The sequence below is a fragment of the Mycolicibacterium obuense genome, from assembly GCF_055397605.1.
The window spans coordinates 4,538,931-4,550,708 of sequence record NZ_AP043663.1 but is presented as its reverse complement, the minus strand read 5'-3'; the positions used below and the strand labels follow the sequence as shown (position 1 = coordinate 4,550,708).

10 protein-coding genes and 1 riboswitch are annotated in these 11,778 nt (G+C 70.1%); of the genes, 5 read left to right on the top strand and 5 right to left on the bottom strand.

Translation table 11 applies throughout. The features are described from left to right. Positions 1–3 precede the first annotated feature (3 nt). The 3 genes from ACZ50N_RS21865 to ACZ50N_RS21855 all read right to left on the bottom strand — a co-directional run bounded on the left by ACZ50N_RS21865 (position 4) and on the right by ACZ50N_RS21855 (position 2,716). Entirely contained in the window at positions 4–633 is a 630-nt protein-coding gene (locus tag ACZ50N_RS21865; RefSeq protein WP_046676525.1) for a hypothetical protein, read from the bottom strand. 77 nt (positions 634–710) lie between these two features. Then, positions 711–1,070 (bottom strand): VOC family protein, encoded by a 360-nt coding sequence (locus ACZ50N_RS21860; RefSeq protein ID WP_046366301.1) that lies wholly within the window; start codon positions 1,068–1,070, stop codon positions 711–713. Next, the gene (locus ACZ50N_RS21855) at positions 1,067–2,716 is read right to left on the bottom strand and encodes a DNA repair helicase XPB (RefSeq protein WP_046366300.1); all 1,650 of its coding nucleotides are present in this window, start codon (positions 2,714–2,716) and stop codon (positions 1,067–1,069) included. The genes ACZ50N_RS21860 and ACZ50N_RS21855 overlap by 4 nt, the downstream gene beginning before the upstream one ends. Positions 2,717–3,110: 394 nt before the next feature. On the opposite strand from ACZ50N_RS21855, the gene ACZ50N_RS21850 reads away from it, so the two are divergent. Beyond that, positions 3,111–6,188, top strand: coding sequence for a hypothetical protein (locus tag ACZ50N_RS21850; protein ID WP_464473764.1), 3,078 nt, complete (start codon positions 3,111–3,113; stop codon positions 6,186–6,188). Here the strand turns inward: ACZ50N_RS21850 and ACZ50N_RS21845 are convergent. Further along, a complete protein-coding gene (locus ACZ50N_RS21845) occupies positions 6,185–8,428 on the bottom strand; it encodes a helicase-associated domain-containing protein (RefSeq protein WP_464470689.1) in 2,244 nt (747 codons plus the stop codon). The genes ACZ50N_RS21850 and ACZ50N_RS21845 overlap by 4 nt on opposite strands. Before the next feature lie 76 nt (positions 8,429–8,504). Between ACZ50N_RS21845 and ACZ50N_RS21840 the strand changes: the two genes are divergently transcribed. Genes ACZ50N_RS21840 through ACZ50N_RS21825 form a run of 4 tightly spaced genes read left to right on the top strand, consistent with a single transcriptional unit; the run spans position 8,505 to position 10,076 of the window. Continuing rightward, entirely contained in the window at positions 8,505–8,699 is a 195-nt protein-coding gene (locus ACZ50N_RS21840) for a hypothetical protein (RefSeq protein ID WP_046366298.1), read from the top strand. A gap of 2 nt (positions 8,700–8,701) precedes the next feature. Beyond that, a complete protein-coding gene (gene moaC, locus ACZ50N_RS21835) occupies positions 8,702–9,172 on the top strand; it encodes a cyclic pyranopterin monophosphate synthase MoaC (protein WP_046366297.1) in 471 nt (156 codons plus the stop codon). Next, positions 9,169–9,654, top strand: coding sequence for a MogA/MoaB family molybdenum cofactor biosynthesis protein (locus ACZ50N_RS21830; protein WP_046366302.1), 486 nt, complete (start codon positions 9,169–9,171; stop codon positions 9,652–9,654). The genes moaC and ACZ50N_RS21830 overlap by 4 nt, the downstream gene beginning before the upstream one ends. After that, on the top strand, positions 9,651–10,076 hold the full coding sequence (locus ACZ50N_RS21825) for a molybdenum cofactor biosynthesis protein MoaE (protein ID WP_133414968.1): 426 nt from the start codon (positions 9,651–9,653) through the stop codon (positions 10,074–10,076). Before ACZ50N_RS21830 ends, ACZ50N_RS21825 begins: the two co-directional genes overlap by 4 nt. 6 nt (positions 10,077–10,082) lie before the next feature. Here ACZ50N_RS21825 and ACZ50N_RS21820 read toward each other — a convergent pair whose 3' ends face one another. Further along, a complete protein-coding gene (locus ACZ50N_RS21820; protein ID WP_464470020.1) occupies positions 10,083–11,492 on the bottom strand; it encodes a transglycosylase family protein in 1,410 nt (469 codons plus the stop codon). A 9-nt stretch (positions 11,493–11,501) separates the two neighbouring features. Continuing rightward, a riboswitch (cyclic di-AMP (ydaO/yuaA leader) is annotated at positions 11,502–11,708 on the bottom strand. Positions 11,709–11,778 lie beyond the last annotated feature (70 nt).

The window sequence follows — 11,778 nt, the reverse complement described above, 5'->3', positions numbered from 1 at the left end:
AGGCTACTGCGCGGGCAACAGCGGCGGAGGAGGCGGCGAGACCACCGGCACGTAGGGCTTCGGCGCGTTCGGGTCCGGCGGAGGCGGAGGTGGCGGTACACCCCACTCGTACCCCGGCGGCATCGGGCCGCTGACGGGGTAGTAGCCCGGAGGCAGCGCCGGACCGCCGCCCTGCGGGGCCGTGGCAGGTGTCTCCGACCCGGGCGCGTTCAGGGACTTGTAGCCCGGCGGCAGCGGCGGAGGCGGGCCCGCCCCCGGCGGCGGGGCGCCGGCCGCCGGCATGTTCGGCATGTCGGCGGTCCCCAGGAAGCCGTAGGGGTCGCGGGCCTGGTGCCAGGCGTCGCGCAGGAAACCCAGCGGACCGTCGCCGGAACCGTACTGAGCATTCGGGATCTCGGGCACCATCGGCGGGCCCGGCGGCGCAGGCGGAGGGGCGGCGACCGCGGGGTCGACCGGCACAGCCATCGGCTGGCCGGGCGGCGGCGGTGCGCCGTCGGGTCCGGGAACAGGTGTCGGGAGCGGCTGGGCACCGGCCAGAGCAGCCGGTGAAAGCACGCCGAACGCCACCGCAGCGGCGACGCCTGCAGCGCAGCGCAGAGTTCTGGCGCGTACGTCGCGCCTGTCTGTCGTCATGGGTTCCTTCGTGATGCCTCGAGTTCGTCCCGACTCGAGGAATGAGGCTAGCCGGTTCGCGGCCGCGGCGCGCCCGCTCAGCTCGAACCCGGACTGTGCGACAGCACATTCACAACATTGCCTGCGGCGTCCTCGAAGAAGAAGCGCCGTACGCCCCACTCCTCGTCGGTGAGCGGATGGACGATGTGAATGCCCGCGTCCATTGCACTCCGATAGGCCTCATCGACATCGCTGACCTGGATCGACACCGTCGGATTGACTGCGGCGGTTGCGTCCTCGGTCAGCAGGCTGACCTGGTGGCGGTGTTCGGGGTCGGCGAGCGTGACGATCCAGCCGTGGTCCATCACGACGTCGAGGCCGAGGACCGCACGGTACTGGGCGACGGCAGTCGGCAGGTCTGGCACCGTCACGATGGGAACAACGCGTTCGACGGTCAAATCGCCGGCCCCAGCAGGTCGTCGGCGTCCTTGATGACGTAGCCGTAGCCCTGTTCAGCGAGGAACCGCTGTCGATGAGCGGCGTACTCGGCGTCGAGGCTGTCCCGCGATACCACGGAGTAGAACACCGCTCCGCCGCCGTCGGCCTTCGGGCGCAGCAGCCGTCCCAGCCGCTGCGCTTCCTCCTGGCGGGAGCCGAACGTGCCCGACACCTGCACGGCGACGCTGGCCTCGGGCAGGTCGATGGAGAAGTTGGCGACCTTGGACACCACCAGCGTGCGGATCTCACCGGTGCGGAACGCGTCGAACAGCTGCTCGCGCTCCGCGGTCTTCGTCGAGCCCTGGATCACCGGCGCGTCCAGCTCGACGCCGAGCTCGTCGAGCTGGTCGAGGTAGGCCCCGATCACCAGCGTCGGCTCGTCCGGGTGGCGCTCCAGGATCGACTTCACCACGTTGACCTTGGTGTGCGCGGTCGCGCAGAGCTTGTACCGTTCGTCCGGTTCGGCCGTGGCGTAGAGCATGCGCTCGTTGTCGGTCATCGTGACGCGAACCTCGATGCACTCGGCCGGCGCGATCCACCCCTGCGCCTCGATGTCCTTCCACGGCGCGTCGTAGCGCTTGGGTCCGATCAGCGAGAACACATCGCCCTCGCGGCCGTCCTCACGGATCAGCGTCGCGGTGAGTCCGAGCCGCCGACGGGACTGCAGATCGGCCGTCATCCGGAACACCGGCGCTGGCAGCAGGTGCACCTCGTCATAGACGATCAGCCCCCAGTCGCGACTGTCGAACAGCTCGAGATGCTTGTACTCGCCCTTGGTGCGGCGGGTGATCACCTGATAGGTGGCGATGGTGACCGGGCGGATCTCTTTCTTCTCCCCGGAGTACTCGCCGATCTCCTCCTCGGTCAGTGAGGTCCGCGCGATCAGTTCGCGCTTCCACTGGCGGCCGGCGACGGTGTTGGTGACCAGAATCAGCGTCGTCGCACCGGCTTTGGCCATCGCCGCGGCGCCGACAAGCGTCTTGCCCGCCCCGCAGGGCAGCACCACGACGCCGGAGCCGCCGTCCCAGAAGGAGTCGGCAGCCATCTGCTGATAGTCGCGCAGCTCCCAGCCGTTCTGCTCGAGCGTGATCGGATGCGCCTCGCCGTCGACGTAGCCCGCCAGATCCTCGGCGGGCCAACCGATCTTGAGCAGCATCTGCTTGACCCGGCCGCGCTCGCTGTTGTGCACGATCACGGTGTCGTCGTCGAGCCGCGCGCCGAGCATCGGCGCGATCTTCTTGTTGCGCAGCACTTCTTCGAGCACGGCGCGGTCGAAGCTGACCAGCGTCAACCCGTGGGCGGGATGCTTGACCAGCTGCAGGCGGCCGTAGCGCGCCATGGTGTCGACGATGTCGACGAGCAGCGGCTGGGGCACTGCGTAGCGGGAGAACGACACCAGGGCGTCGACGACCTGTTCGGCGTCGTGGCCGGCGGCGCGGGCGTTCCACAGCGCCAGCGGCGTGATGCGGTACGTGTGCACGTGCTCGGGTGCCCGCTCGAGTTCGGCGAACGGCGCGATCGCCGCGCGGGCAGCGCCGGCCTGCTCGTGGTCGACCTCGAGCAACACAGTCTTGTCCGACTGCACGATCAAGGGGCCGTCGGTCATGCGCGGCCTCGGAAGAAAGTCATCCTGCCCATTATCCGTACTCTCACGACAACCTGGCTTCGCGTTCAGGCCGGCGGGCACGGTCGCCCCGACAGAAGGGCGGCGTCTTGGGTTGCGCAATCTGCGGAAGCGGGTGCAGATCTAGGTCGACGGTGGGAGTGAACGCGCCCGCCCTCAGTAGCCTTCGTCGCATAACTCGACGTCAAGACGCACAATGAGGTTGCTGGAAAGACTTCTTGAAGCATTTTCACAGAAAAGACAGTCGCGCGCGTCAATTTGCTCTAGTGTTCGCTGCGCGGGGTAGCGGCCACAAGCGTGACGGCTCACGCCCAGCGTTGTCGTCGGGGGGGCGAACAGTCACGGGGGACTGGACGCAGTGACGGAGGCCGGGCGCATGAGTGGCAAAGCTGTCGGACATCGGAAGTCTCGCACCGGTGCCGAAGGGCAGTTCTGGGCGGCCGCAAGGCTCCTCGACGATGCAGGGTCCAACCGACCCGCGCGACACCGAGTCGAGCAGCAGCGGTCGCCGATTCCTGTCGGGCGGGTGGGGGCACTGGCGGTCTCCTTGGGCATCGGCTTGGCGGTCGCACACGCGGCGACGGGCGTGGCCGCGGCGAGCGAGGGCGAGACGGAGTCGAGCGTCACGTCGGCGGGCAGCACGACACAGGACACCGACGCACCCCTTGCCGGCAAGATCCGGGGGGCGAAGCGCTCCACGGACACCAAGGCCGAGACCGATGCCGACAGCGCGACCACTGCTGACGACGAGACAGCAGCCGGCCCGCGGCGATGGCATGCCAGGTTCGAGGGGCCGAGGCGGGCCAAGGACGCCGACGTCGACGAGAGCCGGGACACCGACGTCGTCACCGCCGGTACCGAGCAGAGTGCGGACAGCGACGAGGTCGCCGTATCGCCGGTGACGACGGCGCCGCGCAAGCGCCTCTTCGCCCGGGTGCCGGACCCGGCGCCGCAGACCGCCCCGGCGGAAGTGGTGAGTCTGCAAGCCCCCGCGGCGACCGAGAAAGCGACTGCGCTCTCCGACACGCTGTCCGACACGACGACCCCGGCGTCGTCTCCGGTCGACGACGCTCTGCTGGCCTACGTGCGCCGGCTGATCACCCACACCCTGTTCAACAAGACACCGGTGGTGCGGTCGGTGACCACCGAGCAGATCGTCACCGGACAGGTCGTGATCCGGATCGACGCCTACGACCCCAACGACGACCCGCTGACCTACACCATCGAGCAACCGGCCAGCGGAGGTGTGGTCGTCCGCAACCCGCTCGACGGCTCCTTCCTCTACACGCCGACGACCCCGGTCATCGGTAATCCCCGGCCCGTCGAATTCACCGTCGTGGTGAGTGACAGCTCCGTCGACCTCCCCGGATTGCTGGGCCTGCTGCACACCGTGGCTCGCGTGATCGGGCTGGCGCAGGCCGACACCTACCGCCAAACAGTTGCCTTCACCGTGGATCCGCTCGTCCAGCTCCCGCCCTCGCTACTCGCCACGCCCGCGCTGCCCTACGTCGTGAAGAGCGATCCGGTGAAGCTGTTGTCCGCAGCCGCCATCGTCGATCCCGACTCCACACAGCTGCAGAGCATCACGGTCTCGATCGCCGCCGGTAAACAGATCGGTGACGTACTCGGATACACCGCCCCCTCCGGCAGCGTCATCACGCCCGTCTTCACCGACGACAACCGCACGGTCACACTGTCGGGCCTGGCGAGCCTGGCCGACTACGAAGCAGCGCTCAAAGCCATCACGTTCAGCGCCACGAAGCTGGGCCTGGCGACTCGCGCCATCGAGATCACCCTCACCGACGAACAAGGCGTCGAGAACCTGGTACCCGCAGGCGTTCTGCTTCTGCTCCTGCCGGCGATCCAGTTCCCGCCATCGCTGTTCGCGGTCGGCGGCGGGCCGTTCCGGTTGGGTGGCGACCCGGTGAAGCTACTGTCGATTGCCGAGATCACCGATGCCGACTCGTCGTCACTGCAGTCGGTCACGGTATCGCTGGGCGCCGGTAAGCAGACCGGAGACGCGCTGTCCTACACCGCGCCGGACGGCAGTCAGATCACGGCGAGTTTCAGCGACGACAACCGCTCGGTGACACTGACCGGCCCGGTCACTCTCGCCGAGTTCGAGGCCGCACTGAAGGACATCACTTTCAGCGCAACGCAACTCGGGCTCGGACTGCGCACGGTGAACGTCACCCTGACCGACACCGACGGCAACGACAGTCTGCTGCCCGCGACGGTCGCGATGGGTGTTCTCCCCGCGATCGTCGTGGAACTCCCGCTGACAGTGACCCCATTGGGAACCCCGATCCACACGATCGGCAAGCCTCCGGTGAAACTGATCTCCTCGGTACTCATCGCGAACGCCGATGGAGGCAACCTCAGCGGCGCAACCATCGTCATCGGCCCCGGCCGCCTGTCCGGTGACACATTGACCTACACCGCTCCCGCGGGTTCCACGATCCAGGTCAGCCGCCCCAACGACTGGACCATCGAGCTGACGGGACTCGCCAGCGTCGAGCAGTACACCGCTGCGCTGCAAGCGATTTCGTTCAGCGCGACGCAGGTCGGCCTCACTCGATCGGTCACGATCTCGGTCACCGAAGAGGACGGCGACACCAGTCCTGTTCCGGGCGTGGTGTTCGCCAACACCATCGCACCGGTCCGGCCGCTGCTCACCGTGCTGTCGCTGCCGGCCACCTACACACTGGGCAAGTCCGGGGTCAAGGTCGCCGCCAACGTCGAGATCGGCGATCTCGACTCGACGGTGCTCACCGGTGCGACGGTGAAGATCAGCGGCGGACGGCAGGCCGGTGATCTGCTGAGCTTCGCCCCGATCGACGGCAACCCCGTATCGGCGACGTGGAACGGAACCGACACGTTGACGTTCACCGGGACGGCGACGCTGGCCCAGTACGAAGCAGCGCTGGAGGCTGTCACGTTCACGGCGACCGGCGGCGCCGGCCTGCTCGACACTCGTACGGTCACCATCGATGTGGTGGACGACTCCGGCGTGGGCACGCTGCTGCCCGCCACCGTGCTCGTGGGCGTGAAGAACCCGGACCGTCCGACCATCGCCACGGTCGGCGCCACGTTCGTCAAGGTCGGCAACACGGTCAAGCCCATCACGTCAGCGACGATCCTCGACACCGACTCGACGATGCTGACCGGTGCGTCGGTGGCGATCACAGCGGGCCTCCGCAGCGGTGACACGTTGGGCTACAACGCGATCAACGGAAACCCGGTGACGGCCGTCTACAACACGAGCACCGGGGTGCTGACATTGTCGGGCACGGCCACGATCGCTCAGTACAAGCAGGCGCTCGAGGCGGTTACGTTCAAGGCGACGCAACTCGGTGTCTTGCCGACCCGCACGATCACGGTGAACGTGGTGGACGATTCGAACCTGTCGGCGTTGGTCGCCGGGCTGGTCCTGACGACGGTGTCGCTGATCTAGCCGGGATCGGCCGAGACCACCGACGTGACGCGGTGGATGGCGAATTCGCGTACCCGACCTGAGGCCGGGTCATACGCGGTCAGCTGTCCACCGCGCACGTTGATCGGCGCGACCACCCGCTGGCTGGCGACGCCCGCCGGATCCACGTAACCGATCACCACCGACTCCTGATGGTGTGCGGCGTGCTGCAATTCGGAGATCGCGACCGCCGGGTCGAGTCGCAGCCCCGACGACGGCGACGCCGCGACTTTGCGCAGCACGGCGACGATCGCACCGAGGGTCTGGTCGGTGGGGGTGGCGCCGGGCCGGAAGGTGCGGCGCCGGCCAGGGGCCGGGACGCGGGAGCCACGGCTACGCAGATCGACGATCGTCCCGGTGGAATCCTCGGCAGCAGGGGCGAACCCGGCGCTTCGCAGCGCGGAGAGCACCTCGGCGATAGGAGCCTGGGACACCGCGACCGTCGGTGCGAGAAGGCGCAATTCGACGGCTTCGGTGGCCGGCGCGCCGACGGCGGCGGCCAGTAGCGCCGCGTCCTCGCAGCGCACGAACGACGCTGCCATGCCCACCCGCAGCTGCCCGTGCCGTCGTGCGACATCGTCGATGAGATAGGTCAATGCCTGCGGCACCGGTGTTCTGGAATGTCTGGTGAACAGTGCATGGAGTTCGCCGGCGGTCTTTCCGCTGTCGAGCGCGCGCCGCACCGATGCCTCGTCGATGCGGTACACCATTGCCGCACCGGCGGATTCGACAGTGGCGACTGCGCCCAGCCGTTCGGCCAGATCCCGCTCCAATGGCCCCGGGACGATCACGGTCAGATCCGCCTGCACCAGGAAATGGTCGATCGGGGAGGGAAGCGCCTTGTCCATCGCGGCGATGACGGCCTGCTCGTCCTCGCCGGCGAGCAGCCTGCGCAGCGGGCTGGCCAGCGCCCCGCGGCCGACGACGCCGACGGCGTGCGCCTCGGTCAGCAGGTCCGCCACCGGATCGGGCTGCAGGCGCGCCGACCAGCGGGGCCGCTGCCAGACCATGGCGCGGGATGCGCTCGCGGCATCCACCCCTGACCCTGGTGGCAGCTCGGAGAGCATCGACAGCAGGAGTCGGCGATCCAGCGGGGCCGCTGTCGAGAACAGCGAATCCGAAAGCGCTGCATAGGGTTTGCCATCCGGACCGCGGACGCCGACAAGGCTGGGCCGGCCCGGCAGGTCCAGCCACGCCGAGGCCACCAGGTGCCACTTGACCGCCGTGGGAGATTCGACGAATCGGTCCGCGGCCACCGTCGGTGCCCAATAGGAACCGGTGTCCGGGGGCTCGGGCTCGGGGACCCCGGCGGCGATCAGCCCTGCCGCGAGTGCCACCTCGAGGATAAGACCCAGCCGACGTTCGTCGATACCCGTCGCCTTCGTCAGTCGTTTGACCTCGCGGACCCCCAGGCCTCCGCTGCGGAGCTCCGGAACCGGTGTGGCACCGAGGTTCTCGAGCACCAGGTCGACTTCGCGCAGCAGGTCGATCGCAGCGCCGGCCGCGACGGCGTCGACGTCGGCGGTGGACGTGGTCGTCACCGTCGGGTCAGGACGGACCAGGCTCACCGGACCGGGCGTCTCGCCGCGCAGCGCCTGCCCCACGAGCCGAGGCAGGATCACCGTGTCGGCATCGAGTCGCCGCAGCAGCCCGGCGGCCAGCAGCCGCTGGACGGGCCGATCCGCCGGAGCGTCGGGGAGGGCATCGCGGGTGCGGCCGATCGGGGAGCCCTCGAGCAGCTTCTCGAGCAGATCGCGCGCCGCATCGTCGAGTGCGTCGAGAGCCGCGGTGACCTCGGTCGCGGAGAGGGCCTGCGGCTCGAGCGTCGCCTGGCCCGGATACCACGGCAGCCCGTTCGCGGCCTCGGCGACGACCCGCAGGGCGCCCGTGCCTGCGGTGTCGCCCCACACCAGCGCCCGCGCCGTGAGGTCGCCGACCGCCGCGCGCACAGACGCCTCGTCGGTGCGCTCACCCAACGCTGCGGCCAACTCCTTGACCGTCACCGCCGACGTCTCGGCATGCACGGTCAGCAGTGCGTCGAGCACCGCCAGGTGCAGGAAGTCGAGATCGTCGGTGGCGGCCTTGACCGACTGCCGGGCGGCGGCCCGGGCGGCCAGCGCGGCGATCGTTCCCGGTGGCGGCTGGGTGAGGTCGGGCCGCGACCGCAACAGCGTGATCAGTGCCTCGTCGTCGCGTTCGGCCAACCACACGCCCAACGGCATACCGGGGCTCTTGGCGCTCACCTGACCAGCGTAAAGCAGCCTCCCACCCTCGCCAGCCGGCGATCGGCCTGCCACAATGTCATCCGTGGCTGATGACAAGAAGACCCGATATGTCGATCCCGGCTGGCCCACCAGCGACGCCGACGACCACGCCGTCAGCGAGCTGGCCGCCGACCGCACCGGGGCCCTGTCGCCGTTCGGCGACATCACCTTCCCCCTGCCGGCCGAGGAGCTGCCGTTCATCCAGTCCTCGACCGTCATCAATAAGTAGCGATGGCCGAGCGCCTCTCGCATCTCGACGAGGCCGGCGCCGCCCACATGGTCGACGTCACCGCCAAGGACGTGACGAAGCGCGTCGCGGTGGCTGCGGGCACCGTCCGGACCCGCGCCGACGTCATCGACCTGATCAGCACGAATGGCCTGCCCAAGGGTGACGCGCTGGCCACCGCCCGCGTCGCGGGCATCCTGGCGGCCAAACGCACCAGCGAGCTGGTGCCGCTGTGCCATCCGTTGGCGATCACCGGTGTCGACATCGACTTCGACGTCTCCGGCGACGAGGTGGGTATCACGGCGACGGTCCGCACCACTGATCGCACGGGGGTGGAGATGGAGGCGCTGACGGCTGTCAGTGTGGCCGCACTGACCGTCTACGACATGATCAAGGCCGTCGACCGCGCCGCCTCGATCGACGGTATCCGCGTGCTCCACAAGGAGGGCGGCAAGACCGGCCCGTGGTCGCGGTGAGCCCGACCCGCTCCGGTGTGGTCGTGATCGCCTCCACCCGTGCCGCCACCGGCGTCTACACCGATCGATGCGGTCCGGTGATCGTCGACTGGCTCACCGCGCGTGCGGTGCACACCCCGCCGGCGGTGGTGGTTCCCGACGGTGAGCCGGTCGGTGCGGCGCTGCGGGAGGCGCTGCAGGACCAGCCCGATGTCATCATCACGTCCGGGGGCACCGGTGTCTCACCCACCGACGCGACGCCGCAGCAGACCGCGGCCGTGCTCGACTACGAGGTCCCCGGCCTGGCCGACGCGATCCGGCGCTCGGGGCTGCCCCAGGTGCCGACATCGGTGCTGTCGCGCGGGATCTGTGGGGTCACGGGGCGGACGTTGATCGTCAACCTCCCCGGCTCACTGGGCGGCGTGCGGGATGGTCTGGGCGTTCTCGACGACGTGCTCGACCACGCCCTCGACCAGCTGCGGGGCGGAGATCACCGACCGTGACCGAGGTCGTGCGCGCAGAGCTGACCGAGCAGCCGATCGATGCCGCCGAGCACGAGGCGCTCGTCGCCCACCACGCCGCGGGCGCTGTCGTGTCGTTCGCCGGGGTGGTGCGCAACCACGACGGCGGCCGCTCGGTGACCAGGCTGGAGTACTCGGCGCATCCGTCGGCGGCCCAGGTTCTCGCCGATGCCGTCGCGGAGGTGGCGGCCGAGGCCAGCGGGGTACGGGCGATCGCCGTCAGCCACCGCGTCGGTCCGTTGCAGATCGGGGACGCAGCGCTGATCGCTGTCGTGGCCGCGGATCATCGCGGCGCAGCCTTTCAGACGTGTGCACGACTCGTCGACCGCGTCAAAGAACTGCTACCCGTGTGGAAGCACCAGTTCTTCGTCGACGGCACCGACGAGTGGGTCAACTCCGCGTAGCGGAGATCAGGACGGCGGCAGGACCGGAGCCGGCGGGACCGGAGCACCCGGGGCGGGCGGCGCCGCGGGATCGATCGGCGCGCCAGGCAGCGGCGCACCCGGGGCGACCGGCTCGAGGGCGGCCGGACCACTGGTGAGCGGCCGCTGCGTGAGCGCGAGGAGCGCGTCCTTGCCGGAGATCTCCTGCGTCTGGATGGCGTGCCAGATGTCCTTCAGGTAGGTCACGTTCGGGCTCGGGTCGGCGACCGCGTTCGGATCGGCCGTGGTGCCGGGCGGGAGATTCGTCGGGCTGGCCAGATGCGGCATGCCGTCGGGCATCGGCAGGTCGCCGGAGATGGCCTGGTTGGCGACGTCGTAGGCCGGTGCGGGAACCGGGACGGCGTTCAGCGGGGCCAGCGGGTCCGGTGCGGCGACGGGTGCGGGCGCGGGGGCCGCCGGCGCGGGAGCTGCGGCGGGCGCGGGTGCCGGGACCGGGAGGGGAGCAGCCGGGGCGGGTTGCTGCGCCAGGTCGCCCGGGTGCAGGGCCCAGACCTGAGGCTGGTCAGCCGGTGCGGGGTTCTGCGCGGCGTCCCAGTCGGCGGCGTTGACCATGGGCTGGGCGGGAGGCGGTACGTCGGCCGGCGCGATGTTCGCGACGTCGACAACCGGTGCCGGCGGGGGAGGCAGCGGGGCGTCGAGCGGTGCGGCGTCCACGGGAGCGGGAGCGGGGGCCGGGGGCGGCGGGGCCATCGGGTCGGCCGGGGGAGGCAGCGGGGCGTCGAGCGGTGCGGCGTCCACGGGAGCCGGAGCGGGGGCCGGGGGCGGCGGGGCCATCGGGTCGGCCGGGGGAGGCAGCGGGGCGTCCAGCGGTGCGGCATCCACGGGAGCCGGAGCCGGGGGCGGCGGGGCCATCGGATCAGCCGGCGGCGCGGGCAGCGGGGCAGCCATCGCGTCGAACGGTGCGGGCGGCGGCGGAGCCATCGGATCGGCGGGCGGCGGGGGCGGCAGGAGACCGAGGGGTCCGGCCGGAGCGGGCGCCTCGTTGGCCGCCTCGTTGACGACGTTGCGGGGTGTCGCGGCGGAGAGCGGCCCGCCGCACACAGGCCACGCGCCCTTGCCCTGAGTCGCCAGCACGCGCTCGGCGACCGCGATCTGCTCGTCCTTGGTGGCCAGGTGGGCTGCGGGAGCGAACTCGCCACCGCCGTGTCCGGACCAGGTGCCGGGGGAGAACTGCAGTCCGCCCTGGTAGCCGTTGCCGGTGTTGATCGCCCAGTTACCGCCGGATTCGCAGCTGGCGACCCTGTCCCATTCGCTGTCGGTGGCCGCGCCTGCGGTACCGGCCAGAGCCAGGCTTCCGCCGCCGATGACCGCGCCGGTGACGGCGATCTTGGCGACGCTGACAGAAGAAGTCGTGGGCTTGCGGTGCCGTCCACTCATAGGTGCGCGTGGTCCTCTCGTATGCGCCCGCGAGGTCAGCTGTCGGGTTCGGGCTGGAGAGGTCGCCCGGCCGGCGGCGTCGAGACGACGTCGGCTTCACCCCAAGGAGCCGAACTCGGCTCCAGGTCCTGTCGGTGGACCGGTGGGTCCCCCGCCTCCATCCAAAGGTCTCGATCGTCCCGCGAACCAGCGGATGGAGCTCGGCGCAACTGGTTTCGCGACAAGCCGGTCAGTGGGGGCGACCGGCCTGGTCCAGAACGGTAACGGCTCGCCAGTTTCCCGTCAC